The organism is Bradyrhizobium altum (assembly GCF_020889705.1).
In the GTDB taxonomy this organism is placed as follows: domain Bacteria; phylum Pseudomonadota; class Alphaproteobacteria; order Rhizobiales; family Xanthobacteraceae; genus Bradyrhizobium; species Bradyrhizobium altum.
Window position 1 is genome coordinate 1 of the sequence record NZ_JACMYP010000165.1, and the last position, 20,612, is coordinate 20,612.

Sequence of the window (20,612 nt, forward strand, 5' to 3'; positions counted from 1 at the left end):
CGGGGCAGCGCCGTCATTGATCTGGCCGAGCAGCGCGCCGACGGCGACGGTCTCGCCATCCTTGGCGATGATCTCGCCCAGCGTGCCGGCGACCGGCGCGGGCACCTCGATGGTGACCTTGTCGGTCTCCAGCTCCACCAACGGCTCGTCCACCGCGACGGCCTCACCGGCCTTCTTGAACCAGCGGCCGATCGTGGCCTCAGTTACGGATTCACCGAGCGTCGGAACGCGAATTTCAGTCATGATCTTTTCCCCGATAACCTTGCGGTCGCAAATTTGGCAGTCGCAAACCTTGTCCGCCACCGTCCGCCAAAAGCGAACGACCCGGTACTCCGTGACGACAGCGGTGAGGCTGGATGACGCGGGATACCGGATGCCCCGCTCCAGTGCGCAATTGCGCACAAGGCGGGGCATGGCTTCAGTGAAGGTCGTTAGTTCAGTGCGTCGTCGAGCAGCGCCTTGAGCTGCGCCAGATGTTTCGACATCAGACCGGTGGCAGTCGCCGCCGATGCCGGACGGCCGGCATAGCGCGGACGCTTGTTGGCGGCGTTGGTCTGGTTGAGCACCCATTCCAGATAGGGCTCGATGAAGTGCCAGGAGCCCATGTTGCGGGGCTCTTCCTGGCACCAGACCACCTCGGCACCCTTGAAGCGGCCGAGCTCCTGCACCAGCGCCTTCAGCGGCACCGGATAGAGCTGCTCGATGCGCATCAGATAGATGTCGTCGACGCCGCGCTTCTCGCGCTCCTCGTACAGGTCGTAGTAGACCTTGCCGGAGCACAGCACGACGCGACGGATCTTGTCGTCCGGCACCAGCTTGATCTTCTCGTCCGGCAGCATCTGCGCGTCATCGTACAGGATGCGATGGAAGGTGGCGTTCTTGCCGAGCTCGTCGAGCCGCGACACGGCACGCTTGTGACGCAGTAGCGACTTCGGCGTCATCAGGATCAGCGGCTTGCGGATTTCGCGATGCAGCTGGCGCCGCAGCACGTGGAAGTAGTTTGCCGGCGTGGTCGGATTGACCACCTGCATGTTGTCCTCGGCGCACATCTGCAAATAACGCTCGAGGCGTGCGGAGGAGTGCTCCGGTCCCTGCCCCTCATAGCCATGCGGCAGCAGGCAGACGAGGCCCGACATGCGCAGCCATTTGCGTTCGCCCGAGGAGATGAACTGGTCGAACACCACCTGCGCACCATTGGCGAAGTCGCCGAACTGGGCTTCCCAGAGCGCCAGCGCATTCGGCTCGGCCAGCGAGTAGCCGTACTCGAAGCCGAGCACCGCCTCTTCCGACAGCAGCGAGTTGATGACCTCGTAATGGCCGGTATCTTCGCCGCCGAGATGGTTGAACGGCGTGTAGCGGCTCTCGTCCTCCTGGTCGATCAGGACCGAATGGCGCTGCGAGAAGGTGCCGCGCTCGGAATCCTGGCCGGACAGGCGCACATGATGGCCCTCCTGCAGCAGCGTGCAGAACGCCAGCGCCTCGCCGGTCGCCCAGTCGATGCCGACGCCGGTGTCGATCGCCTTGGCGCGATTGTCGAGGAAGCGCTGAATGGTGCGGTGGGCGCGGAAGCCGTCCGGCACCTTGGTGATCTTGCGGCCGATCTCCTTGAGCACGGCAACATCGACACCGGTGACGCCGCGGCGGGCGTCTTCTTCCTGATCGGCCGACTTGAAGCCGGCCCATTTGCCGTCGAGCCAGTCGGCCTTGTTCGGCTTGTAGCCCGAGCCGGCATCGAGCTCGGCATCGAGCCGGGCGCGCCAATCGGCCTTGGCCTTCTCGACCTCGCCCTCGGTCAACACGCCGTCGGCAACCAGCCGCTTGGCGTAGATCTCCAGCGTCGACGGGTGCGAGGCGATCTTCTTGTACATCACCGGCTGGGTGAACGCCGGCTCGTCGCCCTCGTTGTGGCCGTGACGCCGGTAGCAGAACATGTCGATGACGACCGGCTTGTGGAATTTCTGCCGGAACTCGATCGCGACCTTGGCCGCGAACACCACGGCCTCCGGATCGTCGCCATTGACGTGGAAGATCGGCGCATCGATCATCTTCGCGACGTCGGACGGATAGGGCGACGAGCGCGAGTAGCGCGGATAGGTGGTGAAGCCGATCTGGTTGTTGACGATGAAGTGCAGCGAGCCGCCGGTGCGGTAGCCCTTCAGGTCGGACAGGCTGAAGCATTCCGCCACCACGCCCTGGCCCGCGAACGCCGCGTCGCCGTGCATCAGGAGCGGCAGGACCGAGATACGCATGTCCGGCGGATCGCCGTGCTGATCCTGCTTGGCGCGCACTTTGCCCATCACGACCGGATCGACGATCTCGAGATGCGACGGATTTGCGGTCAGCGACAGATGGATGTTGTTGCCGTCGAACTCGCGGTCCGATGACGCGCCGAGGTGATACTTGACGTCGCCGGAGCCTTCGACCGAGTCCGGATTGGCCGAACCACCCTTGAATTCATGGAACAGCGCGCGGTGCGGCTTGCCCATCACCTGGGTCAGCACGTTGAGGCGGCCGCGATGCGGCATGCCGAACACGATCTCCTTCACGCCGAGATTGCCGCCGCGCTTGATGATCTGTTCGAGCGCCGGGATCAGCGATTCGCCGCCGTCGAGGCCGAAGCGCTTGGTGCCGGTGAACTTGGTGTCGCAGAACTTCTCGAAGCCGTCGGCCTCGATCAGCTTGTTGAGGATCGCGCGGCGTCCCTCGGGCGTAAAGCTGATCTCCTTGTCCGGGCCTTCGATGCGCTCCTGGATCCACGCCTTCTGCGCGGCATTGGAGATGTGCATGAACTCGACGCCGAGCGTCTGGCAGTAGGTGCGCTCGCAGATCTGGACGATCTCGCGCAGCGTGCCGTATTCGAGGCCGAGCACGTGGTCGAGGAAGATCTTGCGGTCGAAGTCGGCCTCGGTGAAGCCGTAGGAGCGCGGATCGAGCTCCTCGCGGTCGCGCGGCGCCTCGATGCCGAGCGGATCGAGCTTGGCGTGGAAATGCCCGCGCATGCGATAGGCGCGGATCAGCATCAGCGCGCGAACCGAATCGCGGGTGGCCTGATGCACGTCGGCGTCGGACAGCTCGGCGCCCTTGGCCTGTGCCTTGGCGGCGAGCTTGGTGCCGACCGCTTTCTCGACCTGGGCCCAGTTGCCGTCGAGCGCCGAGGTCAGCTCGTCACGCGGCGTCACCGGCCAGTTGGCGCGGCCCCACGAGGCACCCTCGGCGTTCTTCTGGACGTCGGCCGGGGCGTCCTTCAGGCTCTTGAAGAAATCCTGCCATTCTGCGTCGACCGACGATGGGTCCTGCTCGTAGCGGGCATAGAGATCGTCGATGTAGGTGGCGTTGGTGCCTTGCAGGAATGATGAGAGGGCAAAAGCAGCATTCGCGTCTTGGCGAGACATGGGGCAGTCCTGGTGATTTTTTCGGTTCGCGCGTAGGAGACGGCGCTGGTGCCGGTCTGGAAGTGCGCCGGCTGGATTGATACCCTTTACCCTATCTAGGACAGATATTCCTGCCTAAAAGAACCAAGAAATGAACTTATTTTCATATTTTATTGATCAGCGTTCTGGCCGCAAAACGCAACAAAAGGGCGGGTTCTCCAATGAGAACCCGCCCAAAACCGTGCCAAAGCTCGAAGGGAACTTGGCCTGACGGAGGTTACTTCAGCATCTCCGCGAGCGTGTGCCCGAGCCGCGCCGGGGACGGCGACACCTTGATGCCAGCGGCCTCCATCGCCGCGGTCTTGGAACCGGCGTCGCCCTTGCCGCCGGAGATGATCGCGCCGGCATGACCCATGCGGCGGCCGGGAGGTGCGGTGACACCGGCGATGAAGCCGACCATCGGCTTCTTGCGGCCGCGCTTGGCCTCGTCCTTGAGGAACTGGGCGGCGTCTTCCTCGGCGGAGCCGCCGATTTCGCCGATCATGACGATCGACTTGGTCTTCTCGTCGGCCAGGAACATCTCCAGCACGTCGATGAACTCGGTGCCCTTGACCGGATCGCCGCCGATGCCGACCGCAGTGGTCTGGCCGAGGCCCTCCTGGGTGGTCTGGAACACCGCTTCATAGGTCAGGGTGCCGGAGCGGGAGACGATGCCGACCGATCCGGGCTTGAAGATGTTGGCCGGCATGATGCCGATCTTGCACTCGCCGGCGGTCATCACGCCGGGGCAGTTCGGCCCGATCAGCCGCGACTTCGAGCCCGACAGCGAGCGCTTGACGCGCACCATGTCGAGCACCGGAATGCCCTCGGTGATGCAGACGATCAGGGGGATCTCCGCATCGATCGCCTCGCAGATCGCGTCCGCCGCGCCTGGCGGCGGGACATAGACCACGCTGGCGTCGGCGCCGGTCTTCGCACGCGCGTCGGCGACGGTGTCGAACACCGGCAGGTTGAGATGGGTCGAGCCGCCTTTGCCCGGCGCCACGCCGCCGACCATCTTGGTGCCGTAAGCGATCGCCGCTTCCGAATGGAACGTGCCGTTCTTGCCGGTGAAGCCCTGGCAGATGACCTTGGTGTTCTTGTCGATCAGAATGGACATGGTTCGAGATGCTTTCGCGAGACGGTCGGTGAAGGGTTTAGTGGATACGCCGGTACACGCCGGTGAGCACGTCGGCCCACCCTTCCGCGTCAGGCGAGAATTGGATCTTCATGTTGTAGGTGTTGTCGTCGACGACCTCGTAGACGTGACGGGCATTGCCGCGCAGCGAGCCGCGTACCAGGATCAGCGACTTGCCCGCCCAGCCGCCGGACGCCGGCGACGGCGGGTAGTAGCCGAGTGAATCGTGCCAGAACAATCGGTAGGCCCGATCCTCGCGGTCGTAGGTGAAGACGCCGTGGGTGGCGAAGCTCTCCTTGCCGTCGCGGGTCTGCACGCAGTCCTGGATCAGGTAGAAACCGTTGAGCGCGATGCGCGCAACGACATGCGAGGAGGCCGGACCGCCTGCGGTCCAGCGCGACGGATAGACCATCTCGTCGCCGTTCCACTCGCCCGCGAAAACCGCGAGCTTGCGGTGTTCGTCCAGCGGGGTCGGAGCGTCGAGATGATCGGCCATCGTCAGCCTCCCTTGACGGCTTTCACGATCTTCTGTGCGGCGTCATCGAGATTGTCGGCGGGCACGACGTTGAGGCCACTGTCGCGGATAATCTTCTTGCCCTGCTCGACATTGGTGCCTTCGAGGCGCACCACGAGCGGCACCTTGAGGCCGACCTGCTTCACCGCGGCGACCACGCCCTCGGCAATTACGTCGCACTTCATGATGCCGCCGAAGATGTTGACTAGGATGCCCTTCACGTTCGGATCGGCGGTGATGATCTTGAACGCAGCCGCAACCTTCTCGACGCTGGCGCCGCCGCCGACGTCGAGGAAGTTCGCCGGCTCCATGCCGTAGAGCTTGATGATGTCCATCGTCGCCATGGCGAGGCCGGCGCCGTTGACCATGCAGCCGATCGTGCCGTCGAGCGCGACATAGTTGAGGTCATATTTCGACGCCTCGATCTCCTTGGCGTCCTCCTCGGACTCGTCGCGCAGCGCGACCACGTCCGGGTGACGGTAGAGCGCGTTGCTGTCGAACGACACCTTGGCATCGAGCACGCGAAGCTGGCCCTGCTTGGTGACGACGAGCGGATTGATCTCGAGCATCGCCATGTCCTTGGCGGCGAAAGCTGCATAGAGCTGACCGGTCAGCTTCTCGGCCTGCTTGGCGAGATCGCCCTTCAGCTTCAGCGCCTCGGCGACCGTGCGGCCGTGGTGAGGCATGATGCCGGTGGCGGGATCGACCGAGAACGAGACGATCTTTTCCGGGGTCGAATGCGCGACGTCCTCGATGTTGACGCCGCCTTCGGTCGACACCACGAACGAGATCTCGGAGGTCTCGCGATTGACCAGGATCGAGAGATAGAACTCCTTGTCGATGTCGGAGCCTTCCTCGATGTAGAGGCGGTTGACCTGCTTGCCGTGCGGGCCGGTCTGCACCGTGACCAGCGTCGCGCCGAGCATCTGCTTGGCGAATTCGTCGACCTCGGCAACCGACTTGGCGATGCGGACACCGCCCTTGTCGCCGGCGGATGCCTCCTTGAACTTGCCCTTGCCGCGACCGCCGGCATGGATCTGGCTCTTCACCACCCAGATCGGGCCGGGGAGCTGCTTGGCCGCCGCATCGGCATCTTCCGGCTTCAGCACCGGCACGCCGCGCGAGATCGGCACGCCGAATTCGTGCAGCAGAGCCTTGGCCTGGTATTCGTGGATATTCATGGAAAGACGCTCCCAAACCCTCGTGCGGCGAACTTCAAGTCAGCCTTGATGCTGGTATACCATATACCAAAGCTCGCGCAACTACAAAATCCGCCGGAATTTCATCACCTTGTACCCGACAGGCGATTGAAATCGCCTATCGGGTCATCGTCGATTGAGATTACTTGCCAAGCAGATCGGGCGCGATCTTCTTGCAGGCGTCGACCAGGCCCTGCACCGCGCCGACCGACTTGTCGAAGGCTTCACGGTCCTTGCCGGCGAGCGCGATCTCGACGATGCGCTCGACACCCTTGGAGCCGATCACGGTCGGCACGCCGACATACATGTCCTTCACGCCGTACTCGCCGTTGAGATAGGCGGCGCAGGGCAGCACGCGCTTCTTGTCCCTCAGATAGCTCTCGGCCATCTGGATCGCGGACGCCGCCGGCGCGTAGAAGGCCGAGCCGGTCTTGAGTAGGTTGACGATCTCGGCGCCGCCATTGCGGGTGCGGTCGACGATCTCGTCGATGCGCGCCTGCGAGGTCCAGCCCATCTTGACGAGGTCGGGCAGCGGAATGCCGGCGACGGTCGAGTAGCGGGTCAGCGGCACCATGGTGTCGCCGTGGCCGCCGAGCACGAAGGCGGTGACGTCTTCGACCGAGACGTTGAATTCGTCGGCCAGGAAATAGCGGAAGCGCGCGGAGTCGAGCACGCCGGCCATGCCGACCACCTTCTTGTGCGGCAGGCCCGAGGCCTTCTGCAGCGCCCAGACCATCGCATCCAGCGGGTTGGTGATGCAGATGACGAAGGCGTCGGGCGCGTACTTCTTGATGCCGGCGCCGACCTGCTCCATGACCTTGAGGTTGATCGACAGCAGATCGTCGCGGCTCATGCCGGGCTTGCGCGGCACGCCCGCGGTGACGATGCAGACCTTGGCGCCGTCGAGCGCTTCATAGGAGTTGGCGCCGACCAGATTGGAGTCGAAGCCGTCGACCGGCGACGACTGCGCGATGTCGAGCGCTTTGCCCTGCGGCACGCCCTCGGCGATATCGAACAGCACGACGTCTCCGAGTTCCTTGAGGCCAACGAGGTGCGCCAGCGTTCCGCCGATCTGTCCGGAGCCAATCAGTGCAATCTTGTCGCGTGCCATGGGAAATCAGTCCTTTGAACTGGTGCAGGAGGGAGGGAAGTCGGTTGCAAGGGTGGTTATCCCTTTCGAATGATCCATTCAAGTCGCGGCCTGCCCGATTGGAAGCCTTGCCTGGAATTCGATCAGGCATGCCAGCAACATCCGTCCCGGAGACACGAAAAGTTGCTCCGAACCGGACCGCGCGCAAGACCGAATTTCGAGACCGAATTTCGAGGCCGAAATTTCAAGGCTGATTTTCAGGTCTCGACCAGGCCGGTCGACGAGCCGCTGGCCCAGGAGTCCTTGCGGCCGTGCGGCAGCGCCAAATAGGATTCCGAGCTCATCTCGATCAGGCGCGAGGACGTGCGCTTGAACTCCATCGCCTCGATGCCGTCGGTCGCAAGGTACAGCGACACCGGATCGGCCTCGGCCGAGGCCATCAGCTTCACCGCATTGTCATAGAGCGTGTCGATCAGCGAGATGAAGCGCTTGGCGGCGTTGCGCTCGGCGTAATCCATCACCGGAATATGGTCGATCAGGATCGTGTGGTAGTCGTGCGCCAGCCTGAGGTAATCGGACGCGGCAAGCGGCTTCTCGCAGAGATCGGCGAAGCTGAAGCGGGCGACGCCATGCGACGAGCACGGCACAGTCAGCAAACGCTTTTTGATCTCGATAAGGCGCGCCTTGCACGGCGCGTTGCCGGTCATCTTGCGCCACGCCGCATTGAGCACATCGCGAGCCGCGTCATCCGCGGGCACCAGCCACATCTTCACGCCGACGAGCTTCTCGAGCCGGAAGTCGGTGCGTGCATCGAGCCGCAGTACATCCATGTGGTCGGAAATCTGCGCGATGAACGGCAGGAACAGTGCGCGATTGAGACCGCCCTTGTAGAGATCGTCAGGCGCGACGTTCGAGGTCGCGACCACGACGGTGCCGAGATCGAACAGCTTGGCGAACAGCCGCCCGAGGATCATCGCATCCGCGATGTCGGTGACGTGGAATTCGTCGAAGCAGAGCAGCCAGGCTTCGTCGAAGATCGCCTGCGCGGTGAGCGCGATCACGTCGCCGTCTGCGATCTCGCCGCGCGCGATCTGCTGGCGGTAGCCGTAGATGCGCTCATGCGCCTCGGCCATGAATTCGTGGAAATGCGCGCGGCGCTTGTGCTCGACCGGGCTCTGCTGGAAGAACAGGTCCATCAGCATGGTCTTGCCGCGGCCGACCTCGCCATGGATGTAGAGCCCGCGCGGCGGCTTGTCGTCCTTGTCGCCGCCGAACAGCCGTCCGAGCAGACTCTGCTTGCGCTGCGGCTTGTAGCTCGCGAGCCGCTCCTCCAGCGCGCCGAACGCCTCGGCGGCTTGCGCCTGCGCAGGATCGGCCTCGATCGCGCCGGAGGCGACCAGGTCGTTGTAGTGTTCGAGAAAGGAACTCGGCGAGGTGGACAGCATGGGCCCACCTTACGGCCCTAGTGCGCGGAAAATTGCAAGCCGTGAATTGTGCCAATGGGGTATGCAAGCGCAAGCCCTTGCATACCACGGCCGACCGCACCGGCCGCTGCCTGACACCTCAAGCCGCGATCCTAAGAAACCTCACGCGCAAAGCGCGTAGGAATCCTCGACCACGTAGGGGCCGCCGCCTGTCGACGCGCGCGACGAGAACAGCACGAAGCGGTCCGCCATGAAGCTGCGGCTCGGGAAGTAGCCGCGCACCGACAGATAATCCGCGACGTCCTGGCTCGATGCGTCATGCAGACGCGCCAGCGTGACATGGGGCGTGAATTTCCTGCCCTCGGGATCGAGCCCCATCCGCTGCATCATCCGCTCGAGCTCGGCCTGCAGTTCGATCAGCGGCCGACTGGGCTCGACGGCGGCAACCACCGCGCGCGGCTTGCGTCCACCGAAGCTCGACAGGCCCTGCAGTTTGACTTCGAACGGTTTTCGGTTCACCCGAAACAGCATCGTTGCGATCTCGTTGGCCCAGAGGCCATCGATATCGCCGATGAAGCGCAGCGTGACATGATAATTTTCGGGATCGATCCAGCGTGCGCCGGGAAGGCCGCCACGCAAATTGGAAAGTGTCTGGCCGATCTCGGCCGGAATTTCCAGTCCAGTGAAGAGACGCGGCATCGCATTAATCCTCGATGCTTGGCGCGGGTTTTGGGAGCCCGCCCCTGTAACAAGCCCGGCGACGAATCACCGATGCCTATTTGTACCCGAGATATGTGACTCTGCGAAGCATGACCCGTTAACAGCTCGTAAACCTACGGGCACAACTCGGCGCGCTGCCTGCATTTCAACTGCGTTGCCCTGATAATGCGCCGAGAAATGCCTCCACCGTGGGCAGCATATTCTTGACGACGATGTCCACACCTTCCGCCGTCGGGTGCATGCCGTCGGCCTGATTGAGCTTGGCATCGGCAGCCACGCCATCGAGGAAGAACGGATAGAGCGGCACGCCAAGGGACTTCGAGAGATCCGGATAGATCGCGTTGAACTTCGCTGCATACTCACTGCCATAGTTCGGTGGCGCGAGCATGCCGCACAAGAGCACGGCGATCTTGCGCGCCTGCAACTTTGTGATGATCTCGGAGAGCGCGGTACGCGTGACCGCGGGATCGATGCCGCGCAACGCATCGTTGGCGCCGAGCTCGACGATCACGGCGTCAGTTCCGTCAGCCACCGACCAGTCGAGCCGCTCACGGCCCCCTGAGGCGGTATCACCGGATACCCCGGCATTGGTCATACTGACCTTTATCCCCTTGGTTTCCAAGGCTTTTTGTAGCCGGACCGGAAATGCCGCCGCGGCCGGAAGGCCGTAACCGGCGCTCAGGGAATCGCCCAGAACCACCATCTTGATCGGTTTCGCCGAACCTTGCGCCGGGCCTTTTTCCACCCCTGGCGTCTGCGCACTTGCCGCCGTCATCAAGCCCATAAGCAACACGAGTATGTGCACGAAGATTCTCAACCGGCTCTCGACCGCAGCAGCGGAAGTGCCATATGACCGAACCATGGACAGTCTCATCGAATCCTCTTCACTGACCGACGTCGAGCCGGACACCATTGCCGTCAGGAACGTCAATCTCTCGCTCGGCACCGGCGCGGCACGAGTCCATATCCTCAAAGATATCAGCCTTCGTGTGGCAGCGGGTGAGGCCATCGGCCTGATCGGCCCATCGGGTTCGGGCAAGTCGACCTTGCTGATGGTGATGGCGGGGCTTGAACGTCCTGACAGCGGAGAAGTGGTCGTCAACGGCACGTCGTTCAATGCCCTCGATGAAGATGCGCTGGCGCGCTTCCGCGGCCGTCAGGTCGGCATCGTGTTCCAGTCGTTCCATCTGATCCCGACCATGACGGCGCTGGAGAACGTCGCCGTGCCGCTCGAACTCGCCGGCAATCCCGATGCCGCCGCGCGCGCCGCGCAGGAGCTGCAATCGGTCGGGCTCGGCGAACGGCTGCATCACTATCCGACGCAGCTTTCCGGCGGCGAGCAGCAGCGCGTCGCGATCGCGCGTGCGCTGGCGCCCGATCCCGCGATCCTGGTTGCGGACGAGCCGACCGGAAATCTCGACGAGACGACGGGAAAGCAGATCATCGACCTGCTCTTCACCAAGCACACCGAGCGCGGCATGACGCTGGTGCTGGTGACGCACGACCTCTCGCTCGCGCAGCGCTGCGATCGTGTGGTGCGGCTGCGCTCCGGCCGCATCGACGGACAATCCACGACATGAGCATCGCGTCCGAAGTCGCGGTGCAGGGCCGCGCGTCGTCGCTTGCCTTCCGTTACGCGCTGCGCGAACTGCGCGGCGGCCTGCGCGGATTCTACGTGTTCATCGCCTGCATCGCGCTCGGCGTGATGGCGATTGCCGGCGTCGGCTCGGTCGCCGCGAGCCTCGGCGACGGCCTGTCGCGCGAGGGCCGCACGCTGCTCGGCGGCGACGTCGCATTCTCGTTGATCTCGCGCGAAGCCAAGCCCGACGAGGTCGCGTATCTGCGCACCCGCGGCGAGGTTTCGGTGGCAGCCACGCTGCGCGCGATGGCCCGCAGCGGCGACGGCAAGCTGGCGCTGGTCGAGCTCAAGGCGGTCGACGGCAAGTATCCGATGCTCGGCGAGCTGACGCTCGAGCCGAACATGCCGACAGCCGATCTGCTCGCCGAACGCGATGGCGTCTATGGCGCGGCCGCCGATTCAACGCTCTTGGCGCGGCTCGACCTGAAGCTCGGCGACCGCGTCAGCATCGGCAGCGCGACCTATCAGATCCGCAGCGTGGTGGCGGCCGAGCCCGACAAGCTTGCCGGCGGCGTCGGCCTCGGGCCGCGCTTCCTGATCAGCGAGGCGAGCCTGCGCGCCACCGACCTGCTGCAACCGGGCAGCCTGGTGCGCTGGATCTACCGGGTGAAGCTGCCCGACGGCGCCAACGACGATCGCGCCACCACCGCGTTGATCGACGGCGCACGGGCTGCCGCGCCGGAGGCCGGCTGGGAAGTCCGCAGCCGCAACAACGCCTCGCCGCAGCTTGAACGCACCATCAACCGCTTCACCCAGTTCCTGACCCTGGTCGGCCTCGCCGCACTGCTGGTCGGCGGCGTCGGCGTCGCCAACGCGGTGAAGAGCCATATCGACCGGCGCCGCGACGTCATCGCCTCGTTCAAGGCGCTCGGCGCCACCGGCCGCGACGTCTTCACGATCTACTGCACGCAGGTGGTGGTGCTGGCCGGGATCGGTTCGGTGATCGGCCTCGTGCTCGGCGCCGCACTGCCTTTCGTCATCGTCGGCCTGTTCGGCAAGGTGCTGCCGCTCCCGGTGGTGCCGGCGCTGCATCCAGACGAGCTCGCGCTCTCCTTCCTCTACGGCCAGCTCACCGCGCTGGCGTTCGGGCTGTGGCCGCTCGGCCGGGTCCATGACGTGCCGGTCGCCGCGCTGTTCCGCGAGACCGTCGCCAGCGAGTGGCATCGCCCGCGCTGGAGCTATCTGGCGCTGATGGCGGCGGTGGTCGCGCTCCTGATCGCCGTTGCGATCGGGCTCGCCTACGACAAGCGGGTGGCTTCGGTGTTCGTCGCCTCGTCGATTGCGGTATTCCTGCTACTGCGCGGAATCGCCGAAATCCTGATGGCGGTGGCGCGCCGGCTGCCGCGCAGCCGCATGACCATGCTGCGGCTGGCAATCGCCAACATCCACCGGCCGGGCGCGCTGACGCCGTCGGTCGTGCTGTCGCTGGGCCTTGGCCTGGCGGTGCTCGTCACCATCACCCAGATCGACGGCAATCTGCGCCGGCAATTCCTGGCCGCATTGCCGGAACGGGCGCCGTCGTTCTTTTTCATCGACATCCCCTCCACCGAAGCCGACCGCTTTGCCGCCTTCCTGGCGCAGATCGCGGCCGGCTCGACCGTCGAGGACGTGCCGATGTTGCGCGGCCGTATCGTCGCCGCGCGCGGCGTCAAAGCCGACCAGCTCAAGCCGTCCGTCGATTCGGAATGGGTGCTGCAAAGCGACCGCGGCCTGACCTACACCGGCGAAGTTCCCAAGGGCTCGAAAATCGTCGAGGGCGAATGGTGGGGACCGGACTACAGCGGACCTCCGCTGGTCTCGATGGAGAAGAAGATCGCCGACGGCCTGTCCTTGAAGATCGGCGACGAGATCGTGGTCAACGTGCTCGGCCGTGATGTTCCGGCCAAGATCGCCAATCTGCGCAACATCGACTGGCAGGGCCTCGGCATCAACTTCGTGCTGGTGTTCTCGCCGAATGCCTTCAAGGGCGCCCCGCATAGCCACGTCGCGACCCTGACGGAACCCCATGCCGGCACCACCGACGATGCGCGCATCATCAAGCAGGTCGCCGACGCGTTCCCGATGGTGACCAGCGTCCGCGTCCGCGAGGCGCTGGAGACGGTCGGCACCGTCGTCAGCAATCTGGTGCTGGCGATCCGCGGCGCCAGCGCCGTGACGCTGATCTCCGCGATCCTGGTGCTGGGCGGCGCGCTCGCCGCCGGGCACCGCCACCGCGTCTATGACGCCGTGATCCTCAAGACGCTCGGCGCCACGCGGGTTCGATTGCTCGGCGCCTACGCGCTGGAGTATCTGATGATCGGCTTTGCAACCGCAATCTTCGGGGTGATCGCCGGTTCGGTCGCGGCCTGGCTGATCGTGACGCGGCTGATGACGCTAAGTTTCATCTGGCAGGCCGGCAGCGCCGCGCTGGTCGTGGTCGCCGCACTGGTCGTCACGGTCGGATTGGGGCTGGCCGGAACGCTGCTCGCGCTGAACCAGAAGCCGGCCTCGGTGTTGCGGAATTTGTGACAATTTGTAGCGGCGGCAGCGCCGTTTTGCCTATAAATGCTAGGCTAGAGCGACATTCGGCCGCGCGTGGAAGCTTGCGTCGGATGTGTTAATTTCCCACATACCACTCGGGTCGGATAGTCGGTTTGAATGACACGCAATTAATGTTCCGCAAACCGAGCCATCTGAGATAGATTTAGAACCGGCGCCGCAAATCCCTTGCGCTCCACCGGGACCAACCACGGGAATTCGACCATGTCGGACCTAGACCGCAACTACGCTTCTCCTTTCGGCCGGGCCGCCGGGCGCATTGACGCTGCGGCCGTCGACGCCGGTCTGCGCGCCTACATGCTGCGCATCTACAACTACATGAGCATCGGCCTGGCCATCACCGGCTTGGCCGCGCTCGGTGTCTACATGGGTGCGGTGACCAGCGACCAGTCCGCCGCCGTTGCCAAGTTTGGCAACGCCTATCTGACGCAGTTCGGCTACGCGATGTTCGTGAGCCCGCTGAAGTGGCTGTTCATCCTCGCCCCTCTGGCGATGGTGTTCGTCATCTCGGCCGGCATCAACCGCCTGCAGCCTGCGACTGCCCAGCTGCTGTTCTGGGTGTTCTCGGCGCTGATGGGCCTGTCGCTGTCGTCGATCTTCCTGGTGTACACGCACACCTCGATCGTGCGCGTGTTCTTCATCACCGCGGCGACGTTCGGTGCGCTGAGCCTCTACGGCTACACCACCAAGCGTGACATGAGCGGCATGGGTTCGTTCCTGTTCATGGGCTTGATCGGCATCATCATCGCGAGCCTGGTCAACCTGTTCCTGGCGAGTTCGGCGCTGCAGTTCATCGTCTCGGTCGTCGGCGTGCTGGTGTTCGCGGGCCTCACCGCCTGGGATACCCAGCGGCTGAAGAACGACTACATCTACGGCTACGCCTCGCAGGGTGGCGTGATGGCAGAGCGTGCGGCAATCACTGGTGCGCTGTCGCTCTACCTGAACTTCATCAACCTGTTCACGCTGCTCCTGCAACTGCTCGGCCAGCGCGACTAAGCGCCTCGAGCCAACCGATCGATCCAAGTCTTGCAATCCAAGCCCTGGCCATTCGGCCGGGGCTTTTCTTTTGCGCGTGGCAAAAATACTGTCGCGCTCATGTCCCATCCCACGGGGTCCAATCCGGAAATCAGGCCGACCGCCGAGGCGGACCTGCCCTCGATCACGGCGATCTACGAGCACGCGGTGCGCTTCGGCACTGCGACCTTCGAGCTGATCCCGCCCGACCTTGCCGAGATGACCCGCCGCTACAGGGCGCTGATCGATTGCGGCTTCCCCTATTTCGTCGCCGTGCTCGACGGCCGCGTCGCGGGCTATGCCTATGCCGGCCCCTACCGGCCGCGGCCGGCCTATCGCTTCACCGTCGAGAACTCGGTCTATCTGGACCCTGCGGTCCATCGCCGCGGCATTGGCCTCCGGCTGATGGAGCGCCTGATCGCCGAATGCGACGCGCGCGGCTTCCGGCAGATGATCGCGGTGATCGGGGATTCGGCCAATGCCGGCTCGATCGGGCTGCACCGCCGCTGCGGATTTCAGATGATCGGGACGCACCCGAGTGTCGGCGTGAAATTCGGCCGCTGGCTCGATACCGTGATGATGCAGCGCGCGCTCGGCGAGGGCGCGGCGACGGCGACGGCGGACTAAATGGGTTGGATATCCGATCTGTAGCCCGGATGAGCGAAGCGATATCCGGGGAAGGCGCGTTCGCGCGGCGAGATCGCACCCGGATGTCGCTTCGCTCATCCGGGCTACGAAGCGCCGAGTTGCCCTGCTACACCAGCGACAGCTTGCGATCGATCACGAACAGCACCCGTTCGAGTTCGTGGCCGCGGCGCAGAATCAGGCCGGTCGCCGAAATCACGCTGTACATGCCCTGCTTGCGCGCCAGCCGGGGATCCTTCTCGATCCGGTAGATCGGCATTTCGGATGCGCGCCGGAACACCGAGAACACGGCACGGTCCTTCAGGAAGTCGATCGCATAATCGCGCCACTCGCCATCGGCGACCATGCGGCCGTAGAGATTGAGAATGCGGTTGAGCTCAAGTCGATTGAATGTCACGCGGTTGGGCTGAGGGGTCGCGGCGGCGGGACGCGCCGCGGCACGATTCCCACTCGGATCACTATCCTCCGAGATCAAACTCATCGAGCGCCTCCTGTCATCCCGGTGACGATCGGGTTCCGAAGGCCGGTGCCCCCACTTCGGGATCGTCACGAGAGTGACATGATTGCGCTAAGCGACGAAGCCTGCAAGGGGCCACTCGCAATGCAACCAGCCCTTACCCACGGCCAGGCGCGACGGATTCTCCGGAAAACCGAAGAGTCACGGGAACGTTAGAGGAATCATATTGCTGCCCCACTTCCGCCCATCGCCCGCCCCGCTGCCCTGCGAAAAGATAATCCTGCGTTGGCCCGGTCCTTTCGGTTCCGGATTCCTCAGCCCCCAGCCCCCCGGGGCCGTCGGGATCGGGCCTGTTCGCAGGGGAATCAAATCCCAACACTGGGCCAACGAAAGTTGGTCCTTTTTGTTTTTGGGGCCCTGCTCGACTCCGCGCGATCGCCCCGCGCTCGTCGCTCTCGTTTCAGCACATTTCTGGATGCACGCTCGCAACCGCGTCCAAGCTGCGCGGCAATATCCGCGCGGCCTAACGACACAATTGACGGAAGCTAGCGCAGCAGCGCGCTAGTGAAGCGAGGTGAATGCGGCGCCCAGCATCGGGCCCGGCTTGTCGCGATTGCCGTCCTGGACGTAGACGGCCGCGGCATCGACGCCATCGCGCGTGATGTTCTCCAGCGGCACGGTCCAGCTCCCGGACGAGCCGTTCCAGTCACCGACCTTCAGGAGATTGCGCACCACGTTGTGGTAGGTGATCTCGCGGCCGCGGTTCTCGCCGCGCGCGATCGAGATCGGCACCGACTTCGATATCGAGCAGATCCAGACTTCGCCGCGCGACACCGCGGGCGACTTGGATGCAGCCACCGAAACGTTGATCTGCTTGCCGGTCAACGTCATCGTCACCGGCACCGACATCACGCTGCCGCTCTTCTCGGTGTCCTTGATAGCATCCTCGATGCTGGCGCGGTCGCTGCCGATCACATGGGCGGAGCCGTTGATCACGGCCTGCGGCGTGTAGACGTCGCGGTCGCCGCGCATGTGCGAATAGGCTTTCTGGCGCGCGCTGAAACGGGAATCGGCCAGCGTGTCCTTCCAGCCGAGATAGTCCCAATAGTCGATCGGCATGCTCAGCGCGATGACGTTGGGGTCCTTCGCGAGATCACCGATGATCTTGTCCGCGGGCGGACAGGACGAGCATCCCTGCGAGGTGAAGAGTTCGACGACAGCACGCGGGTCGGCGTGAGCGGGGCGGATGATTGCGACGATCGCGCAGAAACCGAGGGCGCTGGACCATCGCGAGATAGAATTATAGGCCATCATCGCTGTCATACTGCGAACCAGTCGTGATGATTTCTATCCGTAATTGTACGGAGCATGAAGTTTGTCCCTGAACTTGCGTGCCCCAAAACGCGAGAAAGCGGCCCTGTCATAGGCCGCCTTCATTTTAGCCGCTACTCACTAAGCAGTGAGGCACCGATCACAAATCCGCGCTAGGCCGCGAGTTTGCGCAGCACGTAATGCAGGATGCCGCCGTTGCGATAGTAGTCGAGCTCGTCCAGCGTATCGATGCGGCAGAGCAGCGGGACGTCCCGGTTGCCACCGTCGGCGGAGACGATTTCGGCCGTCAGCGTCTGGCGCGGCTTCAAATCGCCCTGCAGCCCGCGGATTGTGACCTTCTCGTCGCCCTTGAGGCCAAGCGAGGACCACGACGTACCGTCCTGGAAGGTGAGCGGAAGCACACCCATGCCGACCAGGTTGGAGCGATGGATGCGCTCGAAGCTCTGGCAGATCACCGCGCGCACGCCGAGCAGGCGGGTGCCCTTCGCGGCCCAGTCGCGAGACGAGCCGTTGCCGTATTCGGCGCCGGCGAACACCACCAGCGGCACGTTCTCCTGCTGGTACTTCATCGCAGCGTCGTAGATCGACATCTGCGCGCCGTCGGGCCAGTGCTTGGTCAGACCGCCTTCCGGAATATTGCCGTCGGCGCCCTTCAGCATGAAGTTCTTGATGCGGATGTTGGCGAAGGTGCCGCGCATCATGACTTCATGGTTGCCGCGCCGCGTGCCGTACTGGTTGAAGTCGGCGGGGCGCACCTGGTGCTCGCTGAGGAACTTGCCGGCGGGCGAAGTCAGCTTGATCGAACCGGCCGGCGAGATGTGGTCGGTGGTGATCTTGTCGCCGAACATCGCGAGGATCCGCGCGTCGACCACGTCGATGACCGGGTCCGGCTGCTTCTTCATGCCTTCGAAGTAGGGCGGGTTCTGCACATAGGTCGAGCTCATGTTCCAGCGATAGGTCTCGCTTTCCGTGGTCTTGATCTTGCGCCAGTTGGTATCGCCCTTGAACACGTCAGCGTACTTCTTCTTGAAGATCGTCGCGGTGACGTACTTCTTCATGAAGGTGTTGATCTCCTTGGTGGTCGGCCAGATGTCCTTCAGGAACACCGGCTTGCCGTCCTTGCCGATGCCGATCGGCTCGACCGCGAGATCCTTGGTCACGGTACCGGCGAGCGCATGGGCGACCACCAGCGGCGGCGAGGCGAGATAGTTCGCCTGCACGTCGGGCGAGACGCGGCCTTCGAAGTTGCGGTTGCCCGACAGCACGGCGGCGGCAACGATGCCGTTGTCGTTGATCGACTTCGAGATGTCTTCCGGCAGCGGACCGGAATTGCCGATGCAGGTCGTGCAGCCGAAACCGACCAGGTTGAAGCCGACCTTGTCGAGATCGGCCTGCAGGCCGGAATTGGCGAGATATTCCGCCACCACCTGGCTGCCCGGCGCGAGCGAGGTCTTCACCCACGGCTTGGCCTTCAGACCCTTGGCGGCCGCCTTGCGCGCCAAGAGGCCGGCGCCGATCAGCACGCTCGGGTTCGAGGTGTTGGTGCAGGAGGTGATCGCCGCGATCACAACGTCGCCATGGCCGAGATCGAAATTGCGGCCTTCGACCGCGAAGCGCTTCGTCTCACCCTCGGGCTTCTTGTATTCGCCGACCAGCGCGGTCGCGAAGCCGGTCGACACCGCCGGCAGCGCGATGCGGCCTTCGGGGCGCTTCGGTCCGGCCATCGACGGCACGACGTCGGCGAGGTCGAGCGTCAGCGTGGTGGTGAAAACCGGATCGGCCGACTTGGCGGTACGGAACAGGCCCTGCGCCTTGGCATAGGCCTGCACCAGCTTGACGCGATCGGCCTTGCGGCCCGACGTCTTGAGGTAATCGATGGTCGCGGCATCGACCGGGAAGAAGCCGCAGGTCGCGCCGTATTCGGGCGCCATGTTGCCGATGGTCGCCTTGTCCGCGACCGAAAGGAAATCGAGGCCGGGGCCGAAGAACTCGACGAACTTGCCGACCACGCCGAGCTTGCGCAGCATCTGAGTGACGGTCAGCACCAGGTCGGTCGCGGTGACGCCTTCCTTGAGCTGGCCCTTGAGCTTGAAGCCGACCACCTCAGGCAGCAGCATCGACAGCGGCTGGCCGAGCATGCAGGCTTCCGCCTCGATGCCGCCGACGCCCCAGCCGAGCACGGCGAGGCCGTTGACCATGGTGGTGTGCGAGTCGGTGCCGACGAGCGAGTCGGGATAGGCGACCTCGAAGGTGCCGGTCTTCTTGCCGACCGTCATCTTCTCCTTCTTGGTCCACACCGTCTGCGCGAGATATTCGAGATTGACCTGGTGGCAGATGCCGGTGCCGGGCGGCACCACCGAGAAGTTCGAGAACGCCTTCTGGCCCCACTTCAGGAACTCGTAGCGTTCCTGGTTCTGCTTGTATTCCTCGGTGACGTTCTTCGCGAACGCCTTGTTGTCACCGAAGAAGTTGACGATCACCGAGTGGTCGATGACGAGATCGACCGGCACCAGCGGGTTGATCTTCTCGGCATCGCCGCCGAGGTTCTGCATCGCATTGCGCATCGCCGCGAGATCGACCACGGCCGGAACGCCGGTGAAATCCTGCATCAGAACGCGCGCCGGGCGGAACGCGATTTCGTGCTCGAGCTGGCGCTTCTTCAGCCACTTCGACACCGCAACGATGTCTTCCTTCTTGACTGTGCGGCCGTCCTCGTTGCGCAACAGGTTCTCGAGCAGAACCTTCATCGAATACGGCAGCTTCGAAATACCCTTCAGTCCGTTCTTCTCTGCCTGGGGCAGGCTGTAATAGACGTAGGACTTGCCGCCGACCTTCATGGTCTTGCGGCATTTGAAGCTGTCGAGCGAGGTCATGCGAGGAATCCCAATTTTCAGTTATACCCGGCAAGGGTAACTAAACACCGGCGACCGACACGGGCCGAGGGGATGGCCTGGATGGCTTGCGGCCGCCGATTGTGTGTGCTGCATCAAGTTCCGGGCTTATAGAACCTTTCTAGAAGCACCGCCACACCGACAAGCGTGCGACAGCGTTGCGCGACCCAAATATTCTCACGCGGTAGCGAAAGATTTCAGAGGGCTGTGACAAGACGAACCATGCGGCTCTCGGGACGAAATCTGAAATGCGTGCGCGGCGGACGCGAGGTGTTTTCCAGCCTCGATCTGTCGGCTACGGCCGGCGAGGCGCTTGCCGTCACGGGACCCAATGGCGCGGGCAAGACCTCGCTGCTGCGCGTCCTCGCCGGGCTCCTGGTTCCCGCCGAGGGGTCGATCACGCTCGAAGGCGGCGACGCCGAGCTCAGCCTGCCTGAGCAGGCCCACTACCTCGGCCATCGCGACGCCCTGAAGCCGGCGCTGAGCGTCGCGGAAAATCTTTCCTTCTGGCGGGAATTCCTCGGCGGCGAGACCGTGGACGCCGGCCGCTGCCTTGCCGCCGTGGCGCTCGACCACGCCGCGCATCTGCCGGCCGCCTACC

At 64.1% G+C, this 20,612-nt stretch carries 16 protein-coding genes and 1 pseudogene; 5 read left to right on the forward strand and 12 right to left on the reverse strand.

Annotated elements, in window-relative coordinates; genetic code table 11:
- The 9 genes from H8B02_RS31295 to H8B02_RS31335 form a co-directional block, all read right to left on the reverse strand.
- On the reverse strand, positions 1-243 hold a 243-nt coding region (locus H8B02_RS31295; RefSeq protein ID WP_283842264.1), incomplete at its 3' end, for a biotin/lipoyl-containing protein.
- Positions 244-431: 188 nt separating this feature from the next.
- Positions 432-3,392 carry a 2-oxoglutarate dehydrogenase E1 component gene (locus H8B02_RS31300; protein WP_229169760.1) on the reverse strand — a complete coding sequence of 987 codons (2,961 nt, stop codon included), beginning with the start codon at positions 3,390-3,392 and terminating at the stop codon, positions 432-434.
- 256 nt (positions 3,393-3,648) lie between these two features.
- Positions 3,649-4,530 carry a succinate--CoA ligase subunit alpha gene (gene sucD, locus H8B02_RS31305; RefSeq protein WP_092121610.1) on the reverse strand — a complete coding sequence of 294 codons (882 nt, stop codon included), beginning with the start codon at positions 4,528-4,530 and terminating at the stop codon, positions 3,649-3,651.
- A gap of 37 nt (positions 4,531-4,567) precedes the next feature.
- A complete protein-coding gene (locus H8B02_RS31310; protein ID WP_229169761.1) occupies positions 4,568-5,044 on the reverse strand; it encodes a DUF1579 family protein in 477 nt (158 codons plus the stop codon).
- 2 nt (positions 5,045-5,046) lie between these two features.
- Entirely contained in the window at positions 5,047-6,243 is a 1,197-nt protein-coding gene (gene sucC, locus H8B02_RS31315; RefSeq protein WP_173639635.1) for an ADP-forming succinate--CoA ligase subunit beta, read from the reverse strand.
- A gap of 160 nt (positions 6,244-6,403) precedes the next feature.
- Positions 6,404-7,372: a malate dehydrogenase gene (mdh, locus tag H8B02_RS31320; RefSeq protein WP_229169762.1), complete on the reverse strand. Its 969-nt coding sequence runs from the start codon at positions 7,370-7,372 to the stop codon at positions 6,404-6,406.
- Between the two features lie 236 nt (positions 7,373-7,608).
- Positions 7,609-8,796, reverse strand: a complete 1,188-nt coding sequence (zapE, locus tag H8B02_RS31325) for a cell division protein ZapE (protein ID WP_229169763.1) — start codon at positions 8,794-8,796, stop codon at positions 7,609-7,611.
- A gap of 141 nt (positions 8,797-8,937) precedes the next feature.
- Positions 8,938-9,474, reverse strand: a complete 537-nt coding sequence (gene thpR / locus H8B02_RS31330) for an RNA 2',3'-cyclic phosphodiesterase (RefSeq protein ID WP_092121595.1) — start codon at positions 9,472-9,474, stop codon at positions 8,938-8,940.
- Positions 9,475-9,640: 166 nt separating this feature from the next.
- Entirely contained in the window at positions 9,641-10,300 is a 660-nt protein-coding gene (locus tag H8B02_RS31335; protein WP_229169769.1) for an arylesterase, read from the reverse strand.
- A gap of 55 nt (positions 10,301-10,355) precedes the next feature.
- On the opposite strand from H8B02_RS31335, the gene H8B02_RS31340 reads away from it, so the two are divergent.
- From H8B02_RS31340 to H8B02_RS31355, 4 genes are all read left to right on the forward strand, one after another.
- Positions 10,356-11,075, forward strand: coding sequence for an ABC transporter ATP-binding protein (locus tag H8B02_RS31340; RefSeq protein ID WP_212318910.1), 720 nt, complete (start codon positions 10,356-10,358; stop codon positions 11,073-11,075).
- Positions 11,072-13,642 carry an ABC transporter permease gene (locus H8B02_RS31345; protein ID WP_229169764.1) on the forward strand — a complete coding sequence of 857 codons (2,571 nt, stop codon included), beginning with the start codon at positions 11,072-11,074 and terminating at the stop codon, positions 13,640-13,642. Before H8B02_RS31340 ends, H8B02_RS31345 begins: the two co-directional genes overlap by 4 nt.
- A gap of 234 nt (positions 13,643-13,876) precedes the next feature.
- The gene (locus H8B02_RS31350) at positions 13,877-14,668 is read left to right on the forward strand and encodes a Bax inhibitor-1/YccA family protein (protein ID WP_029081319.1); all 792 of its coding nucleotides are present in this window, start codon (positions 13,877-13,879) and stop codon (positions 14,666-14,668) included.
- 99 nt (positions 14,669-14,767) lie between these two features.
- Positions 14,768-15,313: a GNAT family N-acetyltransferase gene (locus H8B02_RS31355; RefSeq protein ID WP_229169765.1), complete on the forward strand. Its 546-nt coding sequence runs from the start codon at positions 14,768-14,770 to the stop codon at positions 15,311-15,313.
- 127 nt (positions 15,314-15,440) lie between these two features.
- Here the strand turns inward: H8B02_RS31355 and H8B02_RS31360 are convergent, their stop codons facing one another.
- The 3 genes from H8B02_RS31360 to acnA all read right to left on the reverse strand — a co-directional run bounded on the left by H8B02_RS31360 (position 15,441) and on the right by acnA (position 19,993).
- Positions 15,441-15,812 carry a DUF2794 domain-containing protein gene (locus H8B02_RS31360; RefSeq protein ID WP_229169766.1) on the reverse strand — a complete coding sequence of 124 codons (372 nt, stop codon included), beginning with the start codon at positions 15,810-15,812 and terminating at the stop codon, positions 15,441-15,443.
- Positions 15,813-16,349: 537 nt separating this feature from the next.
- A complete protein-coding gene (locus H8B02_RS31365) occupies positions 16,350-17,111 on the reverse strand; it encodes a DUF1223 domain-containing protein (RefSeq protein ID WP_092121555.1) in 762 nt (253 codons plus the stop codon).
- Between the two features lie 161 nt (positions 17,112-17,272).
- A complete protein-coding gene (gene acnA, locus H8B02_RS31370; protein ID WP_229169767.1) occupies positions 17,273-19,993 on the reverse strand; it encodes an aconitate hydratase AcnA in 2,721 nt (906 codons plus the stop codon).
- A 306-nt stretch (positions 19,994-20,299) separates the two neighbouring features.
- Here acnA and H8B02_RS31375 point away from each other — a divergent pair.
- Positions 20,300-20,612: pseudogene (locus H8B02_RS31375) on the forward strand (ATP-binding cassette domain-containing protein); the annotation flags it as partial.

Coding starts and splice junctions, on each gene's coding strand:
- H8B02_RS31300 (WP_229169760.1), bottom strand. CDS start 3,392: ATGTCTCGCCAAGACGCGAATGCTGCTTTTGCCCTCTCATCATTCCTG.
- sucD (WP_092121610.1), bottom strand. CDS start 4,530: ATGTCCATTCTGATCGACAAGAACACCAAGGTCATCTGCCAGGGCTTC.
- H8B02_RS31310 (WP_229169761.1), bottom strand. CDS start 5,044: ATGGCCGATCATCTCGACGCTCCGACCCCGCTGGACGAACACCGCAAG.
- sucC (WP_173639635.1), bottom strand. CDS start 6,243: ATGAATATCCACGAATACCAGGCCAAGGCTCTGCTGCACGAATTCGGC.
- mdh (WP_229169762.1), bottom strand. CDS start 7,372: ATGGCACGCGACAAGATTGCACTGATTGGCTCCGGACAGATCGGCGGA.
- zapE (WP_229169763.1), bottom strand. CDS start 8,796: ATGCTGTCCACCTCGCCGAGTTCCTTTCTCGAACACTACAACGACCTG.
- thpR (WP_092121595.1), bottom strand. CDS start 9,474: ATGCCGCGTCTCTTCACTGGACTGGAAATTCCGGCCGAGATCGGCCAG.
- H8B02_RS31340 (WP_212318910.1), top strand. CDS start 10,356: ATGGACAGTCTCATCGAATCCTCTTCACTGACCGACGTCGAGCCGGAC.
- H8B02_RS31345 (WP_229169764.1), top strand. CDS start 11,072: ATGAGCATCGCGTCCGAAGTCGCGGTGCAGGGCCGCGCGTCGTCGCTT.
- H8B02_RS31350 (WP_029081319.1), top strand. CDS start 13,877: ATGTCGGACCTAGACCGCAACTACGCTTCTCCTTTCGGCCGGGCCGCC.
- H8B02_RS31355 (WP_229169765.1), top strand. CDS start 14,768: ATGTCCCATCCCACGGGGTCCAATCCGGAAATCAGGCCGACCGCCGAG.
- H8B02_RS31360 (WP_229169766.1), bottom strand. CDS start 15,812: ATGAGTTTGATCTCGGAGGATAGTGATCCGAGTGGGAATCGTGCCGCG.
- H8B02_RS31365 (WP_092121555.1), bottom strand. CDS start 17,111: ATGACAGCGATGATGGCCTATAATTCTATCTCGCGATGGTCCAGCGCC.
- acnA (WP_229169767.1), bottom strand. CDS start 19,993: ATGACCTCGCTCGACAGCTTCAAATGCCGCAAGACCATGAAGGTCGGC.